Annotated in this window: 16 protein-coding genes; 1 reads left to right on the top strand and 15 read right to left on the bottom strand. The window is 29.0% G+C overall.

The features are described 5' to 3' along the window. Positions 1 to 7: 7 nt before the first annotated feature. The 13 genes from CP520_RS01120 to CP520_RS01060 all read right to left on the bottom strand — a co-directional run bounded on the left by CP520_RS01120 (position 8) and on the right by CP520_RS01060 (position 18,248). Positions 8 to 1,390 carry a DEAD/DEAH box helicase gene (locus CP520_RS01120; RefSeq protein ID WP_096862646.1) on the bottom strand — a complete coding sequence of 461 codons (1,383 nt, stop codon included), beginning with the start codon at positions 1,388 to 1,390 and terminating at the stop codon, positions 8 to 10. Continuing rightward, positions 1,390 to 2,178 carry a Nif3-like dinuclear metal center hexameric protein gene (locus tag CP520_RS01115; protein ID WP_096862645.1) on the bottom strand — a complete coding sequence of 263 codons (789 nt, stop codon included), beginning with the start codon at positions 2,176 to 2,178 and terminating at the stop codon, positions 1,390 to 1,392. The genes CP520_RS01120 and CP520_RS01115 overlap by 1 nt, the downstream gene beginning before the upstream one ends. Next, a complete protein-coding gene (locus CP520_RS01110) occupies positions 2,135 to 2,848 on the bottom strand; it encodes a class I SAM-dependent methyltransferase (protein WP_096862644.1) in 714 nt (237 codons plus the stop codon). Before CP520_RS01110 ends, CP520_RS01115 begins: the two co-directional genes overlap by 44 nt. Then, positions 2,848 to 4,269 carry a sigma-70 family RNA polymerase sigma factor gene (locus CP520_RS01105; RefSeq protein ID WP_096862643.1) on the bottom strand — a complete coding sequence of 474 codons (1,422 nt, stop codon included), beginning with the start codon at positions 4,267 to 4,269 and terminating at the stop codon, positions 2,848 to 2,850. Before CP520_RS01105 ends, CP520_RS01110 begins: the two co-directional genes overlap by 1 nt. Positions 4,270 to 4,271: 2 nt before the next feature. Then, on the bottom strand, positions 4,272 to 6,230 hold the full coding sequence (dnaG, locus tag CP520_RS01100; protein ID WP_096862642.1) for a DNA primase: 1,959 nt from the start codon (positions 6,228 to 6,230) through the stop codon (positions 4,272 to 4,274). Positions 6,231 to 6,239: 9 nt separating this feature from the next. Then, the gene (locus CP520_RS01095; RefSeq protein WP_096862641.1) at positions 6,240 to 7,616 is read right to left on the bottom strand and encodes a glycine--tRNA ligase; all 1,377 of its coding nucleotides are present in this window, start codon (positions 7,614 to 7,616) and stop codon (positions 6,240 to 6,242) included. Between the two features lie 137 nt (positions 7,617 to 7,753). After that, complete coding sequence (gene recO / locus CP520_RS01090) at positions 7,754 to 8,506, bottom strand: DNA repair protein RecO (protein WP_096862640.1); 753 nt, start codon at positions 8,504 to 8,506, stop codon at positions 7,754 to 7,756. Positions 8,507 to 8,515: 9 nt separating this feature from the next. After that, positions 8,516 to 9,457 carry a GTPase Era gene (gene era, locus CP520_RS01085; RefSeq protein WP_096862639.1) on the bottom strand — a complete coding sequence of 314 codons (942 nt, stop codon included), beginning with the start codon at positions 9,455 to 9,457 and terminating at the stop codon, positions 8,516 to 8,518. Between the two features lie 10 nt (positions 9,458 to 9,467). Then, positions 9,468 to 9,926, bottom strand: a complete 459-nt coding sequence (ybeY, locus tag CP520_RS01080; RefSeq protein WP_169835698.1) for an rRNA maturation RNase YbeY — start codon at positions 9,924 to 9,926, stop codon at positions 9,468 to 9,470. A gap of 58 nt (positions 9,927 to 9,984) precedes the next feature. Then, the gene (locus CP520_RS01075) at positions 9,985 to 10,323 is read right to left on the bottom strand and encodes a hypothetical protein (RefSeq protein ID WP_096862637.1); all 339 of its coding nucleotides are present in this window, start codon (positions 10,321 to 10,323) and stop codon (positions 9,985 to 9,987) included. Beyond that, a complete protein-coding gene (locus tag CP520_RS01070; protein WP_096862636.1) occupies positions 10,316 to 12,133 on the bottom strand; it encodes a cysteine peptidase family C39 domain-containing protein in 1,818 nt (605 codons plus the stop codon). Before CP520_RS01070 ends, CP520_RS01075 begins: the two co-directional genes overlap by 8 nt. 60 nt (positions 12,134 to 12,193) lie before the next feature. Beyond that, positions 12,194 to 12,757, bottom strand: a complete 564-nt coding sequence (locus CP520_RS01065) for a DJ-1 family glyoxalase III (protein WP_096862635.1) — start codon at positions 12,755 to 12,757, stop codon at positions 12,194 to 12,196. Positions 12,758 to 12,842: 85 nt separating this feature from the next. After that, the gene (locus tag CP520_RS01060) at positions 12,843 to 18,248 is read right to left on the bottom strand and encodes an ABC transporter permease (protein WP_096862634.1); all 5,406 of its coding nucleotides are present in this window, start codon (positions 18,246 to 18,248) and stop codon (positions 12,843 to 12,845) included. Between the two features lie 247 nt (positions 18,249 to 18,495). On the opposite strand from CP520_RS01060, the gene CP520_RS01055 reads away from it, so the two are divergent. Further along, on the top strand, positions 18,496 to 21,414 hold the full coding sequence (locus CP520_RS01055; protein WP_096862633.1) for an MOLPALP family lipoprotein: 2,919 nt from the start codon (positions 18,496 to 18,498) through the stop codon (positions 21,412 to 21,414). Positions 21,415 to 21,441: 27 nt separating this feature from the next. Here the strand turns inward: CP520_RS01055 and CP520_RS01050 are convergent, their stop codons facing one another. Both CP520_RS01050 and lon read right to left on the bottom strand, forming a co-directional pair. After that, positions 21,442 to 22,686: a replication-associated recombination protein A gene (locus CP520_RS01050; RefSeq protein WP_245832627.1), complete on the bottom strand. Its 1,245-nt coding sequence runs from the start codon at positions 22,684 to 22,686 to the stop codon at positions 21,442 to 21,444. Positions 22,687 to 22,761: 75 nt separating this feature from the next. Then, the gene (lon, locus tag CP520_RS01045) at positions 22,762 to 25,107 is read right to left on the bottom strand and encodes an endopeptidase La (protein WP_096862631.1); all 2,346 of its coding nucleotides are present in this window, start codon (positions 25,105 to 25,107) and stop codon (positions 22,762 to 22,764) included. Positions 25,108 to 25,112 lie beyond the last annotated feature (5 nt).

The following is a 25,112-nucleotide window of genomic DNA, read 5'->3' as shown; positions in this document are numbered from 1 at the left end:
CTATTTTTTAATCTTCAATATCTTTTCCAAAAACTTCTTGAGCTCTTTTACGATATTTGTTTTTCTTTATTTTCTCAATATTTTCTTTAATATGTTGTCTTCTCTTTTGTTTTTTGATTTTTTCCATCTCATATTTACGTTTTTTCTTATAACCAGGTTTCACATTTTTACCCTTGTTATCTTTATATTTACTTAATACAAGTTGTTCTTCAGCAGAGATTTGTCCAGGTTTCTTTTTCTTAGCTACTTTTGTTTTTTCTGGAACAATTTTTCCATCAATCAAACGCATCATTTCAAAATTAATTCCTTTTTGTTTTAAGAATTGAATTTTTTCTTGGTTTTTAGCGTTGAAAATAACATAAGATTCCCCAGTTAATTTTCCTCTACCAGTTCTTCCAGCTCTATGGATGTAATATGATAAATCTTTTGGTAAATCAATTGAAATAACATGACTAACTCCTTCAATATCAATTCCACGAGCAGCAATATCAGTAGCAACAATATATTTAAATTCATTGTTTTTAATTTTCTTTAACATTGAAGCACGAGTTCTTGGTTGTAAATCACCATGCATTTCTCCAATGTTTTGAATCCCAACTTCTCTTAATCAGTTAACAACTTCTGAAACTTCATCTTTATTATTAACAAAGACAATTGCAATATATGGATTAATTTGTTTTACCAAAGTTTGTAAAACTAATTTATCATCACGGTTTTTAGCATCAATCATAATGTTTTTAATGTTTTCTTTTTCAGTATTGTTTTCAACTTGATCAATAAATACTGGATTATTGATATATTTTTTAACAAACGGAATTAATTGAGGGTTCATAGTTGCTGAAAATAATGATTTAACAGAGTCTTTTCTGATTCTTGCCATTAAATAATCAAGATCATCAAAGAAACCTAAGTCAAAAATCATATCAAACTCATCAACAACAACTCAAGAAGCTGTTGTTACTCTTAATAAGTTTTCATCATATAATTCTTTAACTTTTTGTGGAGTTCCAATTGCTATCATTGGTTGTTTATTTTCTAAACCTTGTTTTTGTTTTTCAGTGTCTTCTCCACCAATATATAATCCGATTGTTAAATCGGGATTAAATTGTTTGAAGTATTGAGTTTCACTATAAATTTGTTTTGCTAATTCACGAGTTGGTGCAATTATTAAAGCTTGCACATCATCATGATTGCTATAGTTTAGATTATTTAAAATTGGTAGTAAGAAAGCATAAGTTTTTCCAGTTCCAGTATGAGCCTTAGCAACAACATTTTGGTGTTTTTTAAAGTACGGGATTACTTCAGCTTGAATGGTTGTTGGTTTATCAAAACCTTTTTGTTCTAAACCATCATTTATAAATTTTTTAAATCCAAAATCACTAAATTTCATTATTTCACCTCTTTATAATTTAATATTTTATTTCCTATATCGAATCCATCGATTGTCATATCACTAAAACTATTTCTCAATAGATCTACAATTTGAGGCACAAAGTATTCTTCCATGTAATGTCCTAATAACACCATTGCAATGTTGTTATCAGCAGCATATACAAGTTCATTTCATTTGGCTTCTCCAGTGATAAAAATTGTATTTGTTGTTTTTTCTTCAATTAGACTTGATGCACCAGATCCACTGATAATATCAAATTCATTAATGTCAGTTTGGTTTAGCATTTGTTCATTAACTTGAACATTTGCTTTTTTAAAGATTAATTCTAGATTACTAATAAAGTCATTCAAACGATAACTATTTTTTAAGCGAATAGAATATCCTTCTTTATCAGATCCAAAACGCTTATTTTTTAAAATTGGCATCACTTTATCAATTATTTCTAACAATCCTTGATTTGGCGAAGCATCATAATTTGTATGAATAGAAAAAACAACAATGTTGTTTTCTTCTAATTTCTTAAATAATTGTTTTTTAGTTTTCTTTTCTTGACTTAGTTCGTTAAAAACTAAGGGATGACGAGAAATAATCATTTGATAATTGTTTTCACAAGCAAAGTCAACGATTGAATTAGTAACATCTAAACAAACTAAAACTTTATTAATATCAGCAGTTAAATCAGGGTTTGTTTTAGAAAACAATTGTACCCCAACATTATCTCAATCTGCTGCTAATTTCGGGCTAAATTTCTTTTCGAGATATTTTATTAATTTCGCGGTTTCCATATTTAATAGCCTTTCTAATTTGTTTAATTACTTTTTTAACTTCTTTTTGTTTTTTCTTATCTTTAGAAACATTTTTAATATTTTCGTTTTTAACCAGCTCTTCAAATAGTCAATTACGGTATTCAGGATCAAAGAAAAGTGTTTCATCTGTACCAATATTAACATCAAAACTAGTTTTTATAACCCTTCCGTTTTCTCTTACAGCTTCAATTAATCAATATTTCTTATTATTGTCTAAAAAGAACTTTTCTTGTTTAATCATTAAACCTTTTTCTTGAAGTTTTTTACGAATTAAACTAGGGTTAGTGTTAGAGCATAAAAGATAAGTTTGTATTCCTTCATAATCGTTTGCTAAAATTTCTGAAATTGTTGTTGAACCTAATCCTGCAATTACAACATAATCCAAATAAGTCTTGTTTTTATTAAAAAAGTCTAATCCATCAGACAAAATGGTTTCAATGTCATCTGATAAATTAGCCTTTTTAATATTTTCACTTGCTTGATGTAAAGGCTTTTCATTTACATCAACTGCATATGCATGTTTAGCTTGCTTATTATTAATCGCTTTGATTGGTAAATAAGCGTGATCTGTTCCAATATCAGCAATAACTGAATTTGGGTTGATTTGTTCAACAATCAAATCTAAACGTGCATTATTTTTAATTTTCATTATCCTTTAAAGAATTCTCTTAAAATTTTTGCTTTTGGATTATTTGCACTTGGTTTGAAACGACGAATTGTTTTTGCTTCAATTTGTCTAATACGTTCACGAGTAACTTTTAATTCTTTTCCAACTTCTTCTAAAGTTTTTGGAGAATCATATTTACTTAGTTGTTCTTGTAAAACAGGATTATCAATTGCTCTAACTTTTTCAATTGGAGTGTCGTAATGTAACCCTAATTCTTTAACAGTTTCTTTTAATAATTCTGCTTGTTCGTCTTCACATTCAACTGCTAAACGAATAATTGTACGTAATTTAGTTGGAATAATTCCAAAACGCATACGAATAACTTTTTCTTCACGTGGTGCTAACATTTCAACAAATAAACCATCAATTACTTCGCATAATGATTGTTTTTCTGCATAGTCATCTGGAGAAATCATATCTTTATCTTCAACAAAGTCTCCAAAGTGAGTATCATCTTCATCACCAAATGGTTTTTCTAATGAAACTGGTTCAACTGAAAGTTTTTTAATATCAATAACTTTTTCAGGAGTCATTCCCCCACCAACTTTTTCAGCGATTTCTTCTGGTGTAGGTTCACGGCTTAATTCTTGAGTTAGTGATCTTTCAATTCTTGTTAATTTGTTAATTGTTTCAACCATGTGAACCGGAATACGAATAGTTCTTGCTTGATCTGCAATCGCACGAGTGATTGCTTGACGAATTCATCAAGTTGCATAAGTTGAGAATTTGAACCCTTTTGTATAGTCAAATTTATCAACAGCTTTCATTAACCCAACGTTTCCTTCTTCAATTAAATCTGCAAAATCTAAACCACGATTTAAGTGTTTTCTAGCTACAGAAATAACTAATTTTAGGTTAGAAGTGATTAATTTTTCTCTTCCTTCTTTTACTTCTTCAGGATCATCTGATTCAAGCATCTTAGCATATTCAACTTCTTCTTTTTTAGAAAGGATTTTTGAATTCCCAATTTTGTTAAAGTAAGCTTTAATAATATCTTGAATTTTAGTTTCGTTTGAGATTCCGTTTACTCTAACAGGTTCTTTTGCTTTCTTTTTAGCTTTTGGTTTTTTAGCTTTTGGTTCATCTTCATCATCAGATTCTTCTTCATCTTCTTCATCATCGTATGATAATGAATCTAAATCAACATCTTCTTCATCAATGTCTAAATCTTCTTCATCAACATCTGTAAAGATTACATCTTTGTTGTTAAGTTCATCTAAAACTTCATTAACTTCTTCATCGGTGATTCCAATGATTGCAGTATTTAAAGCAGCTAATAAATCTTCTTGTTCTAAACGATTATCGTTTTGTTCTAAATATTCAGTTACATAATCCATAAATTGAGGAATAGTTTTGATATTTTTTAATTGGGCTTTAGAGTTTAATTTTTTTGTTTTTGCCATTATTATCTTCTCTTTCTTTCTTTTGTTGTATAGCTATCAATTAGACAACTTTTTTGTTTAAGTAGATGACTAGCTTCATTTAGTTTATGAACTAAATCACTTCTTAATTCTTTTTGTTTATCTTCAGCTAAATCTTGATTACCTAATTGGTTTTCAATTTTAGAAATGTCTTTGGTAACTTCGTTAACTTCTTTTTCAAACATTTCTAATTTAGCTTGATAAATAATATCGTCAAGTTCTTGTTCTGTGAACTTATTTTTGAACTTAAGATCTGAACTTGGAGTTGATAAAATTTTTATTAACTCGTCAGTTTTGGTGCTAAGCACCGGTTGTTTTTCAGCTGATAAAAGCGAAACTAATTTTTCAATGTTATTTCCTTCATATCTTCCTGATTGGTAATAACCAATAATAGTTTGATATAAAGTTTGATAAAAGTAACTTTTAGGTCCACTTCCAGAAATATAAGAGATATTCTCTTCAATCTTTTTCAGATAATCATCTGATTTTACCAATGAAACTAAAACACTTAATTTCATATCATCATTTTTAGATTTCAATGATACTTTTTTAGCTTGGTTAGGAGTTATTTTATTAACTTGTCTTCTATTCTCAACATATTCTTGTCTAGTTGGAATCATTGGTTGATCACGATTAGTTTCATAGATTTTTTTATTAGATTTTTGTTTAAAACTTGCTAATAAAGTTTCTTTTGAAATATTTAGTTTTTGGCTTAATTCATCAATAACACTATCAACTGTAATTAAGTTTTTTTCACAAGCAAGTAATTCAAAAATCTTATTAATGATTTCGTTTTTTAAATCAATTGTTAAATCTTTGTTTTGCATGAACTTGGTAATAAAGAAATCATAAACATTAACTGAATTATCAATCATCTTTTCAAGTTCTTTTTGTTTACCACCATTAACTAATTCATCAGGATCTGAATTAGTTAGATTATCAACAATAGTAAAAGGAATATTTTCTGTTAATAAAGCTTTTGACATTTTAAACATCGCTTTAATTCCAGGACCATCACCATCTAAGAAAATCTTTAATGGTTTTTTCAATTGTTTAAAAGTGTTTAAGTGATAAGTGCTTACACTAGTTCCCATTAAGGCTAAAGAATTATCATAATTAATTTTCTTTAAGGAAATAACATCCATGAAACCTTCTAAAACAAGGATATATTGATAGCGTTCTTTGTTTCTTCAAACTCAATCAATATTGAACATTACTTCTGATTTTTTAAACACTGGAGTTTCACGAGTATTTAAATATTTCGGTTTTTCGTCTGTTAAAACACGACCACTAAATCCAATTACATAACCATCACGATTTTTAATTGGAAAAACAACACGATTTCTGAAATAGTCATAAACTCTTCCAGATTCATCATTTCTAGTAGCTAATCCAGCTGTGATGATGTCATCTTCATGATATCCAACTTCAACTAGGTGTTTTAATAAATTGTTTTCATAGGCATAACCAATTCCTCATTCAATGATTTGGTTTTTGTCGATTTTTCTTTTATCAAGATAGTCTTTAGCTTCTTTTCCTTTTTGGCCAAAGAGAATTGCTTGATAATATTTCATAGCTTCTTCATTGATTTCAAAAAGAAGCTTTTGTTTTGCTGAATAAGGATCTTTTTTGAAATTCATTTTTTCAAAATCACCTAAATCAACGTTGTAGTCTTTGGCTAATTTAACAACTGCTTCTGGAAAAGAAATTCCGTTCATTTTTTCAACAAACTGAATTACGTTTCCTCCAACTCCACAAGAAAAGCATTTAAAAATCTTTTTGTCAGGAGAAACAATCATTGATGGTGATTGATCTTGGTGGAACAAACACAAACCAACATAGTTTCGGCCCTGTTTTTGAAGGTTAGTATATTTAGAAATGACATCAACAATATCTGCTTTGTTGATGACTTCTTGAATCTTTTCTTCTGGTATTTTAGCCATTTTATCTACCTATTTCTTTTGATTGTTAATCAAATAATCATTTAAATCACTGATTTTAATTCTTTCTTGTGCCATTGTGTCACGATCACGAATAGTAACCATTCCATCAGTTTCAGAATCAAAATCGTAAGTTATTACGTAAGGAGTCCCGATTGCATCTTGACGACGGTAACGTTTTCCAACATTTCCAGTTTCATCATAAGTTGCAGCAATCCCACTTGCCAATAAGTCTTCATAAACTTTATAAGCACCATCACCGATCTTCTTTTGTAAAGGCATAACTGCTACTAAGTATGGAGCGATTTGTTTGTTTAATCTCATAACAACTCTTTCAGTTCCATCTTCTAATGTTTCAACTTCATAAGCTTGAGACATAATTGCTAGCATCATTCTTTCTAAACCAACGCTTGGTTCAATAACATTTGGTAAGATTTTTTCATTTGTTACTGGATCTAAGTAATATAAATCTGCTCCAGAATGTTTAGCATGTTGAGTTAAATCGAAGTTTCCTCTATCAGCAATTCCTCATAGTTCTCCTCAACCAAATGGGAAGTTAAATTCCACATCAGTTGTTTGTGAAGAATAATGAGCTAGTTCTTCTTTATCATGTTTTCTTAAACGATAGTTTTCTTTATTAATCCCAATCTTTTCAGTTAAGAATTTTTCAACTTGATTAATTCAGTAATTAAATCAATCATTTCCATCGTTTGGATTAAAGAAGAACTCTAATTCCATTTGTTCGAATTCTCTAGTTCTAAAAATAAAGTTACCTGGAGTAATTTCATTTCTAAATGATTTACCAATTTGACCAATTCCAAATGGTAATTTCTTTCTTAATGCACGTTGAGCATTTTTAAAGTTAATAAAGATTCCTTGAGCAGTTTCTGGTCTTAAATAAACAACACTATTTTCATCCTCAATTACTCCTTGGTTAGTTTTAAACATTAACCCGAAGTTTCTAATTTGAGTAAAATCACATTTCCCGCATTTTGGACATGTGATATTTTTTTCTTTAATGAAGTCTTCAATTTCTTGATTTGTCATTTTTCCAGCATTTACATCTGGGTATTTTTCTTCAATAAGTTTGTCTGCTCTTCATCTTGATTTACAGTTTTTGCAATCAATTAATGGGTCATTGAATCCATCAATATGCCCTGATGCTTTTCAAACATTATTATTTAAAATAATTGAACTATCTAATCCCATGTTATATGGATTAAATTTTACGAAAAAATCTCATCATAGATTTTTTACGTTCATTTTCATTTGAGCTCCTAATGGTCCGTAGTCTCAGCTATTAGCCAATCCTCCATAGATTTCAGATCCTTGGAAAACGAATCCACTTGATTTAAGGTGCGCAATTAACTCATCCATTTTTTTAATCATTTTATTCCCCTACTTGTTTCTAAAAATTATTAAAGTCTGGTGTTTTTGGCACCAAACTTTTAACTACTATTTCGTAAATTGTATCACAATATTACGATTCAAAGGACATTTTGTCAACCTATTATAAGTGTTGTAAGTTACATGAACGATTGACTTTTTAGTTCTTTGAAAGCTGGTGACCAAACACCTAAAATGCTTTCATAATATTCTAATAAAATATTTATTATTAGAATTGCTTGCTCAATGTTTAAAGAAATATTATCAAGTTCACCAACTGGTTTAGAATTAATTTCTTTTAAAGTCTCAATAAATTCAGGATCTGTAATAATTCCATCCTTATTTCTTAAGCTAATGTAATCTTCTTCACATAAAACACCATATTCATCAATTTTAAAATAAATAGCATTATTCAGTTTTTTCTCACATTTTACACAATGATATAAATCTCAAGTTGAGTTATTAAACTTCAAAGCGCGAAATAAATAAATTGCAAAGTTCTTTAATGGAAATTGATTGTTATCTAACTTAGTAATAATTCAGTCTAACAAACGATAATATTCAAAACTTTTTTCATTAGGCTGAAAGAAAGCGATTGTCACATTTGAAACGATTGTTGCTAAAACATAATTAAAGTAAGATTCTGAAATCTTGAAATTGTTCTTAATCAAATGAGCTTTTTTAAGTTTTGACAAACGATTAAGATTTGATTTAAAAATTTCAAATGAAGATTTTGCAAATAACTGGGTTCCAAATTTGTTTTTTGATTCTTGTTTTTTAACACCAAGAGCAACTACACCTAAAACACCATGTTCTTTTGTAAAGATAGTTAAAATCTTATCTTTATCAGCAAAATCTTCTGTTTTAATTACATATCCTTCAATTTCTTTCATTATTAATTCCTAATATTTATCCTTGTCATAACCCATTCTTTTTAATAGTGAAGGTGAACTTCTTCAGTTTTTTTCTACTTTTACATGGATTTGTAAATCAACAGGTTTGTTGTAAGCTTCTTCTAATTCACGACGAACTTTATATTTAATGTCGTTAATTTTGCTTCCACCTTTTCCAATAATGATTCCTTTTTGTGAATCTCTTTCCACATAAATGGTTGCATCAATATCCATATGATCTGGTTCATCTTCTAACATATCAATTGAAACAGCACTTGAGTGTGGAACTTCTTGACCTGTTTTTAATAAAACTTGTTCGCGGATTAATTCTTTAATAAAGAAACGATTTGGTTGATCAGAAATTTGATCATCGCCAAAGAATTTAAAGTCGTTTGGCATATATTTTAAAATTAAATCCAATAATTTATCAATATTATCATTCATTAAAGTTGAAATAACGATTGTGTCGTCAGCTGGAAAGATTTCTTTTCAATCTTGAACTTTTTGCATTAGCTCTTCTTTTGAAACTGTGTCTGCTTTAGTAATTACTAAAATCTTTGGGGTATCTTCTTTTTTCTTTAAATCTTCTGCAATATAAAGATCGTTTTTCCCAATAGTTTCATCAGCTGGAACTAAAAATAAGATTAAATCAGTATCTTTCATTCCTCTAAATGCGTTAGCATTCATAAAACGGTCAATTTCTAATTTTGGGGTATGAATTCCTGGCGTGTCTAATAAAACAACTTGATATTCATCCTTCTTATTTAAAACCGCACGAATGTTGTTTCTTGTTGTTTGTGGTTTGTTAGTTACAATAGCAACCTTATGACCAACCAAACGGTTGATTAAAGTTGATTTTCCAACGTTTGGTCTTCCAACAACGGTTACAAATCCTGATTTAAAATCTTTATTTGCTTGAGCTCCTAACTCTTGATTGTTAATGTTATCCATCTATTTCTCCTTATAAGTAATCTTCATCATCATAAATAACTTCATAGTTGATGTTGTATGCTTTTAAAATTTTATCTTGAATTGTGAACATTTCTTTTTCGTCTTCCAGACTTAAATCATGATCATATCCTAATAAATGTAAGAAACCATGCACAAATAAAAAGGCCATTTCTTCATAAATATTATGATGATATTTATCAGCTTTCTCTAAAGCAACATCATAACAGATAAATAAATCTCCTAATTCATGTTCGCCCATCTCTTTAACTAGTTCTTCATCCATTTCGGTTGGAAAACTAATTACATCAGGAACATATTCTTGATGACGATATTCTTGGTTTAGCTTTAAAGCTTCTGGTTTATCTACTCAAGTTATTGCTAAACTTAAATTATTATTTTCTAAATTTAATATTTCTTTTGCTGTTATGAAAAGATTGTTGTATAAATCTTCTCAATCTGTCATATCCATTTTTGTATGGTTATAAAAGAACATTTCACTCATAAAATCACTACTTTTCTTATAGTAATTATAACTTAAAAACAGCGTTTAAAAAATAACGAAGGTAGTTCATTTCTTCTCGTTTAAAATAAAAAAACGGTTTACTAGTTTTTATAAAATAATCGTTTTTAACTTCATAAACTCCATCACCTAAATAGTCTAAATTATTATAAATTGTGACTTGTTTATTGATATTACAATAAACTTCATGAAGGTGAATTTCTGATTTCAAATAAGCTTTATTATTAATGATTTCTGAACTTAATGGTTCATAAATTGGTACTTTTAAAACCAATAGCATAGTTAAACAAGTTAAGAAAAGTATTAATAAAATTGCAATCCCAAGATTTTTTTTGATTTTATTCATCTTTTAAAAAGATGAATAACCTTTTATCACAATAATTAATCATTCTTTTCTTATACTCACTAAATTCTTTGAAGTGCATTTTCGGGATTATGAGAATTTCTTGTTTTGCAAAACAACAGCTTAAAAGTTGTAAAACTTCACTTTGATCTCTTGAAAGATTTTTTAGATAAAGTTCTTTTGTTAAATCAATTTGATATTTATCTAGCAAGGTTTGCATTTCTAAAGTTTGAAAGACTTTTAAAGAAGTTGGATTACCAAAGTTAAATAAGTTATTAACAATTGTTTCTTCATTAATCAAAGCATTTGAAGCTAGATAAATTTCATTATTTAAGAAATATTGTTTTAGACTTTGATAATTAATTAGAAAATATTGTAAATCAGCAAAGTTAATAGTTTTTTCATTTGTTAAGACTTCATTATTTTTAAAAGTAATCATATCTTTGCTATTAAAAGTTTTAGTTTCTAAATTGTTAAAGTTTAACATGTAAGGTTTTTCTCTTCTAATTCTTAAGATATTTTCTAAATATCTTTCTAATTGTGATGAATAAATTAAAGCGATATTTGAAAAGATTAAAAAAGTAGAAATATCAAATTCATTAAAGTTTAATAAAAGAAACATTAAAGCATAATAACAATAAGTTAAGATTTTTTCTAATCCTAGGAAAACTACTGAAACTATTTGTTGGTTTGGCTTAATCATAATCAGTTTTTCTTTTGCTAAAAGATAATTATTTAAACTAGTTTTATTCATGATTTTTGGATAATCAAAAATTATTTTTCTCATCACTTTTTGTTGTTGATAATTTAAAAATAAATTTTGATTATTTATTCTCATTAGTTTTTTAATTTTAAAGTATTTAAAAATAACAATAATAACAATTAATAAACAAGAAGCAAAAAAGAGAATTAAAGAATATTTAATCGTCATAAAACTAACTAAAATTGAAAAGAAAAATAAACTTCAAAAATCAATAATTAAATCCTGAGAAACCTTTAAATAATCAATGGTTTTTAAAAGGTTTTTATACGCTTGTTCTTCATTTGTATTTTCTAAATATTGAATAATAACTGGTGATTTTCTATCAAGTTTTCTTAACTCTTTAGCAACAAGACTAGAAATAAACCTGTATTTCAATTGATACATTAATAAACTTAAACAAACTCAACCAATAATAAAGAAAAAGAAGATTCCCAATACTTTAATTAAATGATTTAAATCTAAAAACTGATAATTACTAATTAAAATCTTTAAAAACATATTTGAAAATAAGAAAAAGGTTAAACTAAGAAAACTTAAAAAAGACAATCCTAAATAGATTGCTAAGTTTTCTTTAGCAATCTTTAATAAGAATTGTTTACGAAGTTTAATTTGTTCACTACGAAATTGTTTTTGATATTTTTGTAATTTAAAAAGCATCAAATTACCGTTTAGTTTTTCAACTAGCTTGTCAAAAACAATTTCTTTTTTGCTTTCTTTTCTTGGATCAATCGCTAGAAATTTATTATCATGATATTTTTCTAAAATTAAATAATGATAATCACCATCATCTAGTTTAATATCAACTAAAATTGGTCCTTTCAAGTTCATTAATTCAGAAAAATCAGTAATATGATAACTTTCACAATCAATCTGATAACCATTTAAAATTGTTTCAATCTCATAGAAACTTAATTGTTGACGATTATATTTATTTTGATATTTAAACTCTTCTAATGAAAAATTAGTATTTAAGAAGTGGTTTACCAACATCGCACAGCAACTAATCCCACAATCGTTTAAATCTTGTTGTTTTAGTAAATTAAAAGACATTATTTCCTCCTTACATAAGAATAAGAAGAAATAATGTCTTTTGTCCTATTAAATTTTAAATTAATCTCAAAGTAGTTTGTTAGCAACTTCTTTTTTCTTTTCATCGCCAGCTAAATAACCAACAATATCTAATCCAAAGTCCATCGCTCCAGCAGGCCCATTTCCAGTAATGATGTTTCCATCAACTACTGCACGAGCGCTAATATCTGATTTGCTTCCTTCAAGGTATTTATCACAACCAGGGTAATGAGTAATAAACTTACCGCTTAAAACCCCAGCTTTTCCTAAAACTTGTGGTGCAGCACAAATTGCTCCAACCATTTTTTTATCTTTATTAAATTGTCCTACAAGGTTTACTAATTCTTTTGATCCTAATAATGGAAGTTCTCCGCTATCAACTCCAGCTCCTCCTGGCATTGAGATAGCATCATATAAATCAGCGTTAAAGTCTTTAAACATTACATCTGGAACTACTTTAATTTTGTGAGCTCCAGTCATAACATCTTGATCATATAAAGATACGATATCAACTTCAATTCCCCCACGACGAACAACATCAACAGTTGTAATCATTTCAATTTCTTCAAAGTTGTTTCCAACTATCATTGCTAAGCGTTTTGTCATTTTATCATTCCCTTTACTTTCCGTTTGATTATATAACAAAATAGGAATAAAAAAATGAGCTTCAAGCTCATTTTTTCATCCATTTTTATTCAGCTGTTTCAGTTAAGATAACGCTTGGGTTTTCTGTTCTTGCTTTGTGTGATGAGACTGTTAATGAGCCAACATAACTTAAAGCCATGATTAAGAATGAAACCACAATTGGTCATCAAGTAATTCCAACTGGTAAAGCAAATCCAGCATTTCCAATCATTCTTACTCCAACAAAGATTAAGACTCAAGCAACAATTGTTCCACCCAATCAAGCAAGAATACTTAAGATTGTTACGGTTCCAAAAGTATAACCAATAATTTGTTTATTTGAGTAACCTAAGGCTCTTAATAAGACCATAAAACGTTTGTATTGAGAAATATAAATATCTCCAGTTAACATAATCAATAATGAAGCAGTAATAATTAAAGCAATGATTAACATCATTCCAATTGCAATAGCAAGCATTGAAACTTGACGAATTAAAGCTTTAGATTCACTTAATAATTGTGAACCATTAATAATTGATGAATCACCACTAGTTGAACCACCTAAGTTAATTGAGAATTGTCCTCAACGATCAGTTCTTGTAAATGACACTTGAGAAGTGAAGTTTACAGCTTCTTCGTAGTTAGATAATTTCGCATTATATCAAGCATGAGGGGCATATAATTGAGGATTTTCTAATTTAAATGATTTTGGTTGTCATAAATTATTTTCAAATCCATCAACATTCATAATGTCATTTACATCAAGAATTCGATATCTATCAAATCTAGAAATAGTTCCATCACGTGCAGGTGTTCCAGCAGGAACAAAGCTTCCAGGTGTTTTTCTATCAAAGATTTGATAATCATAGTGATAATCACGATTATTTGAATAATCTAACATGCGGTTAGCTAAATCAGAATCAATAACAACTAATTTATCGTTGTAAGCATCGATTGTTCCAACAGATTTCAAGTTAATAGTTACGTTATTGTTGTAATAATTTTGTTGATTTCTAGTCATTACTAATGGAGGTTTAGCACCTTTTGTAACATATCTGTATCAATAAGCAGGACCACTTAGTAGGTTTGAAAGTTCTCCCCCACTTGCAGTTGCAGCTTTTTTATAGATTTCACGATCATAGAAAGAAATATCATATGGGTTAATTGCTAATCAAGGACCGTTGATATCAGCATCACTTAAACCAATTTTCTTATAAGCCGCTTTAGTAGATTCTGGCACTAAGGCAGCATCATAGTTTTCATCATATCAAGTATTGGTTTTATTACCATCAATTGATTTAACTCCATCAGGATATAAGAATGAATCTAAATCTCCAATTTGACTTCTTGGAATCATCATTTTTAGGTTTGTGAAAGTGTAGTAAGGACGAACATAAGCTCCAGTAATTTGTCCTTTTTCATCTTCTTTTCAATCACTAAATAGATAAGCATTTTTTCTTAAGTTCTTGTTTGCATCTAAATCATATTGTACGTTTTGCGTATATTTATTATTTGATAATGTATAAGGGTCTAAGAAGTAATGTTCTTGTGAACCTTTTTCAGCCTTTTCATAAACTTTAGAATCTTTATTTACATAATATTTATTATCTTGTTTACTTGCGTAATTGACATAATCTGTATCATCATAAATTCAAGCTTCTTTTGGTAAAGGAATGGTTCCGTTTTTTGATTGATATTCAATTCTTTGCACATTGTTTGTTCAATTAGTTAATTGATTATCATGTTTTTTAAACTCATAAGCAGACTTTGCTTGTTGGTTTGGAACAACTGGTAAAGTTAAAGTTTTAGTTGAGTGGTTAAATAACATTTCACCATTATAAACAATGTCTTTTGTCATTGCTTGTGGGTCATTATCTAAGACTTTATAAATTTGTTCTTTAACATTTTCAGGTAAGTAAGCTTTATTTTTAACATCATCAGAAATAACGATTGAGTTTTGATATTCATCTAAACCAGTTAAAGTTAGGTTTTTATTAATTCCAGTAGAATTACCGTCAACCAAGGTAGTTAATGTTTCTTTTCCTGGAGTATAAATATCATTTTGATATGAAATTGCATACTGATCTTTACGTGATTCTGATTTTTGTACATAACCTTTAACATATGAAGGAATTACTTTATAAATAACGTTCATAACGTCATCTTTTCAAGTAGTGTTTCCTCCGTTTTTATCAGCATCCCCACCTTGATTGCTTGAGTTAGTATTAACAATTGCAGCAATAACTTGTGGGATTGATGAAGTTAATCAAGTTGATAAAACTTGTGATTGAAGCATTTTGTCATTATCACTAAAGTTAGGTTTTTCATCAAGTCCTTTAGTTTTATCAAAATTCGCTTGGCTTCTTAAATCATCATATGATTGGAATAAAACTCCGAAGAACTTATCAATCATTCCTAATGAGAATGATTGTCCTGTATCAACATAGAAGTTGTTTCCAAACATTCCAGCAATCACAGAAAGTAAGTTAGCGTTATTTTTAAGAATGTAAGGATAAGTATTTTCAACTCCATTTGCTCCATTAATATATGGTGCTAGTACTGATGAACTAGTAATTGTTGAAGTGTAATCTTCAGCATCTTTATAGTATCCATAGTAATTATCAGAAGAGTCTAATTTCAATTTAGCGACTTCTGGTGGCACATAATTGTCTTCTAGGTATTCTTGACCATCTCAATAAGAAATAACGTTCTTAGAGTGCGGAGAATTCGAAGTTAATGGGAACTGAGTATAACTGTTTTGATACTTAACAGATTTATAGTAAGAATTGTTAGCAGTAATTGCAACTGATGGAATTGCTAAACCAAACGTCATTAATAAGGACGTAATTAAAATCACAACAACCATTAAGTTAATTTGTCTTGATCCTGAACTTGTTAATGTTAATGAGAAACGAGTACTGAATGAAGCTTTTTTAAAGAAGGTATTTTTAATTCAATCAAGAATTTTTGAATCACTTCATTTAACTGAGACTCCTAAAATTTTAATTACTGGTTGAGCAGTTAAATGATAAGCAGTCCCGAACGCAACTATTCCAGAAAGAACTCCGATTCCAAATAAAGCAATTACTAATGAAGTTCAATCTCATAAGATTTCATAAGGTTGCGCACTAAAGTAAGTTAAGAACATATTTACAAACGGAATTTGTAAGACCATTCCAGCAATTCAAGCTAGCGGAATAATAATGAAGGTAATGATAATTGAATAAGAAAGATATGAACAAGAAATTTGTCCCGGTCCTTCTCCTAAAGCCTTTAAGATACCAATTTGTTTTGAGTTTAAATCAATTGTTTTACGTACACAAACAACTAAGGCGATAATTGCAATTAAAGCAATAATTCCAGCTGCTGTATATGTAACTGCTGAATAAACTCTAAAGACTTGTGGTTCTAAAGTTCAAGAATATCTGAAGTTTGATTTATCAAAGTTTGTTAAACCAATGTTTGAACTTGAACTATTTCCCCCAAGATCATTATTATTAGTAAAGCTTTTAACTAAGTTAAAGTTTTGTTTTAATCCTGAAGTATGATCAGCGGTTAATGCTAAAAAGACTTCTTTTCTGTTGTCTTTAGTATCATCACTGCCGTTATTTCATAAGAAGTATGAATAAAGTTCTGTAATTCCATCAGCAGAACCAGCACTAGTCATAGTTCCATCACGCATAGCTTTTAATGTTTTTTCACTTCCATAGGCAAAAGTTGAAACTTTTGGGTTTGGAATTGGGTTCATTAAATCTTGTGAAGGAACATATGAGAAAGCATCGGTTACTAATCCAGAAATAGTAAATACACCATCACCAGCTTTAATAACATCACCTGGTTTAATTTTTTGCTTACGAGCATATTGTTCAGAAATAGCGATTTCTCCAACAGCTGATGGTGCTCTACCATCTAAAATTGTTGTGTTGTAATTTTCATCTTCATTTAAAACAATCCCACGGTATTTAACTTGGTGAGAAGTATCAAAATAAGTAATTTCACGTCTGATTCCAAAATCAAAACCTGAAGCTATAGCTAGCATTTTTTGGTATGAATAGTAAATTACTTCTTTTGGTTGAACTCCAGAAACTCTTCCGTTTCTAATTTGGCTAAATGGATCTCCAAACCCATATCAACCATGGAAGTTGTTATAGTTAGACATTTCATTAAATAATGTTTCATCATCTCAAACTAATGAGAAACCTTTAAAATAATCTAATGTTGAAAGTGAATCAAATGAATAATCGTTAGTAGTTCCTGTGTGAATTGTTGGGTTTAAAACTCCACGAAAACCATGATTTGCAACTGCTGCAACCATTTGTTGATTTGCGAGATCTTTATCATCATTTGGGTTTTGTTTTTTACCATATTCTAAATAAGAACCATCAGAATATTTTTTATCACCTTGGTTAGTAACATCAATTGAATAAGGTCTAATGATTTGACTTGTTGTTTCATCAGTTTGACCAACAATTCAAGAAAAGTCTTTATCATTTGCTAAGTTATATAAGGTATTATCATCTGAAACTTTTTTACCAAATAAAAAAGCATAAATATCTGCTAATGTGGCATTAGTAGCTTTAGCAACACCTGTTGCATTTGTTAAATAATCTTCTGTTGCATTTTTCATTCATCCAGAAATTTTCATCATTGAAACAACAACAGTATTAGTGATTGCTAAATCATCTGGAGAAATATAAGATAAACCATTTTTTGCACGTTGTTCTGGCGTATAGTCATAAGAATCAATTAATGATTCGATTCTTCCATCAGGTTTATTGTCTTTTCTATTAACTTGTTTTTCATATCAACCTGGTTTTGCAAGTGTGTATTTTCCGATTGTTGTGTATTTTAATGGGTCGTTATAAGAATCTTTGTGACCATTTTTATTTAAATCATCTAAAGCATTAAAAAATGAAATCAAACTGTATTGATAAACTTCATTTCAGAATTTAACTTTTCCATCTTGAGAAGCATCATCATTTCAAGCTCAATCGTTATAGCGGGTATTTTTTGCAAATAAGTCTTTAAACCCTTGTTCTTCAATCATTCTTGTAAAGAAGTTTTGGTGTTCTTGAGAATAGTTTTCGATGCCTTCAACATCATTGAAATTAGAAAAAACATAGTTATAAGAATCTTTATTATTTAAGATTTTTTCATTGCCTTTGTCATCTTTCACCCATTGTTGAATAGAAACTGAATCGGCATTATTTAAAATATTACTAATGATAAAAACATCACTAGAATCGTTAACTGATGAATCCATTTGGATGTTTCCTTGATATGAGAAACGATCAACTTTTTTAACAATATTATTATAAGAATTGCTCATTCTTCTTTGGGTTGAAAATGAGACTGACAAAATAAAAGTAGCGATAAAAGTTAGGACTAAAATGATGATAAATTGAATACGAAATTTGAATACACCTTTAATACCTTGTTTAAGCATTAAAAAGAAGTTTGAAAATTTGTGCATTTTATCCCCCGCTATTACCCTTTTTGAATATACTCTTATATCTTAAATGTTTTTTTCTTATTTATCCACAAACAAAGAGATTTTTTAACACTTATTTATGTTTATTTTAGTAAGTATACTTTTGTAGAAAATAACAACATATGAGTTTGTTTTTTTATTTTTTTAAAAGTTGATTATGATAGAATAAACGTATAGTTCAATTATTTTTTACGTTTAAAAATAAGTTAATGAAAGGGAAATACATTTAATGAAAAAACTATTGATGTCTTTAAGTGCGATTTTAATCACTGCCTCATCAGCTACTAGCGTTATTTCATGTTCATATCACAGTGATATGAAACACGCCAGTGAAGAAGAAACAAAACGCTATGCTGAAATCAGTGCTGAAGCTTTAAAATCAGCTGTTTTATATGATCAAAACTTTGACATCAGAGGAAAAAGTGTTGCTATTAACAATGACTTTTCATCAGGTTATTACAAAAGTGCATTAATTAAAGATGTTTTCCCAAACTTAATAAACGAAAATAAGAACATTTCTATTTCAAATGATAGTGAAGTTGCAGAGCTTTACAAAATGGCTTTTGGAACTGGGCGTGATGGATTCAACTATACTTTTGAATCAAGTGTTAAATATGGAGATTTAAAACTTGATGGAGTTAGTGCTGGAAGTAATATTGCAGACTTTATTGAAAAGCAAACTAATGATAAAGCACCAGATGTTGAAACAGCTCAACCAGATAATTCAATTTCGAAAACTTTAAATTTAATTTCATCTACTTTAAAAATTGTTTTTGGAAATGACTTTACACCACAAACCGCTGGTTTATTAACTGGGATTATTAAGAGTGGTGTTGTTTCTAATGCTTTAGGTGGTATGTTCCATACTGATAACAACCCTGTTAAAAACGCTATCAACAAAGCTGAATCAATTATTAATGATTCAAATAATGCAGGTGCGATTAATGAAGTTTTAACAGCCATTACTCAAGAAAATATTGCCAATGACATTTCAATGCGTGATGTATTATCAAATGGGATGCAGTCTTTATTCTCAAGCTTACTATTTTTAGTTAAAAATCAAAAAATTAATCAAGATGAATTAAAAAAGAAAGAAAATGAGGAATGATCTGCAAGTAAACTTTTCTTTGTTTCCTTATTAGGTGGGAATATCCCTGATGGTTTATTAACCGAAGCTAATGCAGATACAAAAATTAGTGAAACAATTTTAGCAGTTGCTGGAATTTTAAATTGTACCAATGCTATTTATCAATATATTTCAATGTTTGATAAATATAAATCTTATACAGAAGAATGAGGACAACCAGTTTCGATCGATCATTTATTTAATCGTAAAAAAACAAATGGTGAAATCATTAGAGATATTTTAGATTCTAAATATAAATCTAATGAATATGCTTGATATCAAGAAAATGGTAATCAAACTAAATATGCGATTATTAATTTTCAAAATTTAGTAAGTACTTTACAAATGTTTTTCTCTCCAGATCCAGAAGATAGAGAAGGATATCAAACTTTAAAATTATTTACTATCTTATTTGGTAGACCTACAATTGATGGAAGAAAAGGCAATAACCCTATTGCCGATTATGGTAGTTCACCAATTACTGAAACAATCGTTGAAAACGGAATAAGTTATGCAGTTGGTAATAAGATTGCTAGTTTAATTCCTAACACTGTTGCTGATTCTATTAGTGGTTTACTTCAACCAATTCCAGGATTAGTTTCAAACTTTATAAATGTTACTATCGATTGTGTTTTAACCAATGGAAGTTGAACAAATAAATACGGAGCAATAATTGATGTTGCTACTTTACTGTCAGGAGAACTTAATAAACTTACTAGTCAAATAGATAAGGTTGTTGATGCACTTGAACAAATAATTAAAAAAATTGATGACCTTCTTCCAGATGGTAAGAAAATTCCACTTGATGTCGATAAAATTAAAAATGCAATTCAAAAAATTTCTGATATTAGTGGAAAGATTAACCAAGTTTCACGTTATTTACAAGGACCTGGAAAAGGATCATTACAAAAACCATGAACTGGATTATACAAAGGAACTTTTGTATATGACATCATGAAAGCTTTACAACCTGTACTTAATTTAGATAATAATTTATTAAAGAAAATTAAAGCAATCGGAAATATTAAAACTATTTTAACAACTGATATTTATACAATCTTTGATATGTTCGGAGTTAATTTAAGTGAATCTTTATATGATTCATTATATGAACTTAGAAATAATTCGATTGCTGATTTAATTAACATCCTTGCTGGAGAAGAATTCTATAATACAAGTCGTTATAAAACAGCTAAAGAAAATAATCTTTATTTCTTAAACTCTCAAGATGTTAAGAAAATCGTTAATTCATTATTACCAGAAGCAACTACTGCTGATGGCAAACCATATAATGCTGTTAAAAAAATGATTAAAGGCGAAGAAGTTAATGTCAGTCCGATTGAATTAATCATTTATTCAATTATCGATGGTGGTAAAGAAATAAAAACACTTCCACAAGAAGACTTAGATATTTTCAATGCTTATGGAGCAGCAGGTGGAAGTGGAGTTATTTATCGTGAAGGTAAAGCGATTAATATTTTTACAAAAGATCAAGCTGGAAAAATTTATCTAGATAACAACATTATTGATAGATTAGTTGGATTAACTCCAAATGAAGATTTCTATAAAGGAACTTTCTTCTATTCTCTTTCAAGAATGTATGGTCATCACTATGAAAACACTAATACAACCATTAACCCATATTTTAGTAGAAACAAAATTGTTGATGGAACTGTAGTTGCAATGACTAAAGCGCCAATTAAAATGTTCGATTTATTCACTGAAATCGGTAAAATGACTGCTAAATCAGTTTCTTCATTTACAAATGACGTTTATGGAAAATACTTAGATCGCAAAAACTTCCAAATTATGGATGTAAAAAGTGAAAACCTAGATAAACGTTCAAGTTGAGATACAAAACAAAAATTAACTTATAAATTAAAATTCTTAAATCCAGATAATGGTGAAGCTGTGGTTTATGATGTTGAATGAGTTAGAAATTCAGCACTTGCACCAAATCAAGGTGGAACTGGTGGAAACTATGACGGAGTTGGATGACAACTAGTCAAATTAATGAAATAATTTCATAATAAAAAACCCAGTTAAGATTTATTTCTTAACTGGGTTTTTAAATTGTTCATACAAAGCATTAACTTTTCTTTCATAAGCAGAAGTAGTTTTTGGGTTGTAGTATTTTCTATCTTTTAATTGATCTGGTAAATATTGTTGTTTAACATAAGCATTTGGGTAATCATGGGGATATTTATAACCAACACCCCTATTTAATTTACTTGCAGAAGCATAATGAGCATCTTTTAAGTAACTTGGCATGTCATAAACTTTACCTTTCTTAACATCAGCTTGTGCAGCTCAACTAGCTAAAGCAGAAGAATTGGATTTTTCACTTAATGCCATTTCACAAATCGCCAGTCCTAAAGGTAATAATCCTTCAGGCATTCCTAATTGTCTAAAAGCTTGAGTGGCAGTTACCACATGCTGAGGAACGGCTGGATTTGCTAAACCGATATCTTCATATGACATAACAATCATTCTTCTCATTAAAGCTTCATATTCTCCAAGTTCTAATAATCTTGCAAAATAATAAAGTGAAGCATCAACATCACTTCCACGGATTGATTTTTGTAAAGCGGATTTTAAATCATGGAAGGTATCTCCATATTTAGAACCCATTTGGTTTCCACGATTATCAAAGATTTTTTTAATAATTGAAATATCAATTTTTGTGTTTTGATAAAGTTTTGTTAAAAGTTCAATTTTATTAATCGCAACTCTTAAATCTCCACTACTCATTTCAGCTAATAACATTAAAGGTTCATCCTCAATGTCTAAGCTGATTTCTTTATTTTTAATCTTTTCTTTTAAGAAATCAAAAATATCATCTGTTGAGATTGGATTCAGTTCTAAGATTGTTGAACGAGAACGAATGGCTGGGTTAATGACAAAGTATGGATTTTCAGTTGTTGTGAAATAGACAATTACTTGTCCTTTTTCCATATATTCTAAAAGGATATCTTGTTTTTGTTGGTTCATACGATGAACTTCATCAATAACGATGATGGCAGGATCTTCAACTGAACTTTCTTTTAAAATTTTGTCTAATTTTTCTTTTTTATCAATTCCAGCATTAAAGTTATAAACTTTTTTACCTAAATCATTTGCTAAAGCATTGGCAAATGAAGTTTTCCCAACTCCAGGAGGCCCATAAAAGATTAGGTTCGAAGTGAATTTCGCCTGAACCATTCTTTGAATAACTCCATTTTTATCAAGAAGTTGTTTTTGACCAACAATGTCTTTAATAGATTTTGGTCTTAAATAAGATGCTAATGGTTCCATAATTTCACTTCTTTCTATGTTTAATTTTACTATATAAAAAAGTAACTAATTTTAGTTACTTTTAAAGATTCTTATTTAATTAAAGTCATGTTTAGTGTTAAACACTTCATCATAAACTTCTTTATATTCTTTAACAGGTTTAATTTTTAAAACTGCTTTTACTTCATCTGGAATATCTTCTAAATCTTTTTCATTTTCTGCTGGAATTAAAATTTCTTTTAATCCTGATCTTGCAGCTGAAATTGATTTTTCTCTTAATCCTCCGATTGGTAAAATATGCCCTCTTAAAGTGATTTCACCAGTCATACCAATGTTTTCTGAAACCGGACGGTTACTTAATGCAGAAATAATTGCAGTAGTTAAAGCACCACCAGCACTAGGTCCATCTTTCGGTACAGCTCCTTCTGGAACGTGGATATGAACATCATTTTCTTCAAAGATTTCTTTTGGAATTCCAAATTCTTTATAGTTAGAACGCACGTAGTCAAAAGCGATTTGTGCTGATTCTTTCATAACATCTCCAAGTTTACCAGTTAAAACTAAGTTTCCTTTTCCTGGGAAGTAATTAACTTCAATTGGAAGGATATCTCCACCAAATTGTGTATAAGCTAAACCAGTAACAACCCCAACTTGTGCAGATTCTTGTTTCTTAGTGTGTTCAAAAATTCTTTTTCCTAAATATTCATTAATGATTTGTGGGGTTACTTCTAATGAAGTTAATTCACCACTTAATTCTTTAACAATAAATTTACGAGCCATTGATGATAATCATCTTTCAAGTTGACGAACTCCAGCTTCACGAGTGTAGTATTTAATAATTTCTTCTAAAGCTTCATCAGTGAAGATTAATTCACCATTTTCTAAGTTGTGTTCTTTTAAAACTTTAGGTACTAAATATTCTCTTGCAATTTTTAATTTTTCAATTTCTGTATAGCTTGATAAGTTAATGATTTCCATTCTGTCATATAAAGCTTCAGGAATATCTTCTGGATAGTTAGCAGTGGCAATGAATAAAACATTACTTAGATCGTAAGGTTCTTCAATGTAGTTATCTGAGAATTCTTTGTTTTGTTCTGGATCTAATACTTCTAACATTGCTGCTGAAGGATCTCCTTTATAATCAGTTGCCATTTTGTCAATTTCATCTAATAAGAAGACAGGGTTAGTAACTTTGGCGCGTTTCATGCTTTGAATAATTCTTCCAGGCATAGCTCCAATATAAGTTTTACGGTGTCCACGGATTTCAGCTTCATCACGAATTCCTCCTAATGAAACTTTAACAAAATCTCTTCCCATTGCTTCAGCAATAGATTTAGCTAATGAAGTTTTACCAACTCCAGGAGGCCCTACTAAAGTAATGATTTGTCCTTTAACACTATCAGTTTTTTGCATTACTGCTAAGTGTTCTAAGATACGGTCTTTAACTTTCTTTAAACCAAAGTGGTTCTTATCTAAAGTAGTTTTTGCAAAACCTAAGTCTTTAATATCTTCTGTTTTTTCTCATCATGGTAATGACATCATTCAATCAACATAAGTACGTTGAATATTTGCTTCAGCACTGGTTGGTTGAATTCCATCTAATTTATCGATTTCAGATAAGATTCTTTCTTTAACATGTTTTGGATAAGGTTCAGTTTCTAAACGTTTTTTATAACTTTCTAAACTGTTTTCTTCTCCTTCACCTGATTCATTTAATTCTTCTTTAATTGCTCTTAATTTTTCACGTAAATAAAATTCTTTTTGTTGATCATCAATTTTAGTTTTAATACGTTTGTTAATATTTTTTTCAATATCAGATGTATCAATAGTTGCAGCAATTAAACGCATTAAAGTAGTAATTTGACTTAACGGGTTTAATTCTTGGAAAATAGCATTTGCAGCTACTTTATCAATTACTGGTGTATCAGTATAAATCTTTAATAAAGTTTTATTAATATCGGCATTATTTTGTAAATCATCAGAAGCGATTAAGTTTGCTAAAGCTTCTTCACGGTCTCCACCAAGATTAATCATTCTTTCAGCTTCTTTTTTGAAATCAGCTAATTCAGAGTCTGATAATTTTTCGTTTTTAGTTTCTTCAGCAGTTGCCATGTAGAATTTATCTTCAAATTTTTCTACATTTTTAACTTCAACACGTTCTTCTGCTTTAACCATTACAGTTAAACTTCCGTCATGTCATTTTTTCATAATGCTTACTGTTGCTAAAATCCCATATTTATATAGATTTGATGAGGCATCTTCATCTTTTTTGGTATTATTTTTTTCAATCCCAAGGATAATCTTTCCATCATACTTGCTAATTGCTTCTTCAATTGCAGCAAGAGAAAATTGGTCTACAAATTCCAATGGTCCTTCTGCAGTTGGAAAGACAAGATTCCCTGTATTTGTGATTACCAAAGGATATTTTTTGTTTGGATTCATATATA

The sequence above is a fragment of the Mesoplasma lactucae ATCC 49193 genome (assembly GCF_002441935.1).
Taxonomy (GTDB): domain Bacteria; phylum Bacillota_I; class Bacilli_A; order Mycoplasmatales; family Mycoplasmataceae; genus Edwardiiplasma; species Edwardiiplasma lactucae.
Note: the sequence above shows the minus strand (reverse complement) of the source record. Positions and strands in the feature narration are given on the sequence as shown.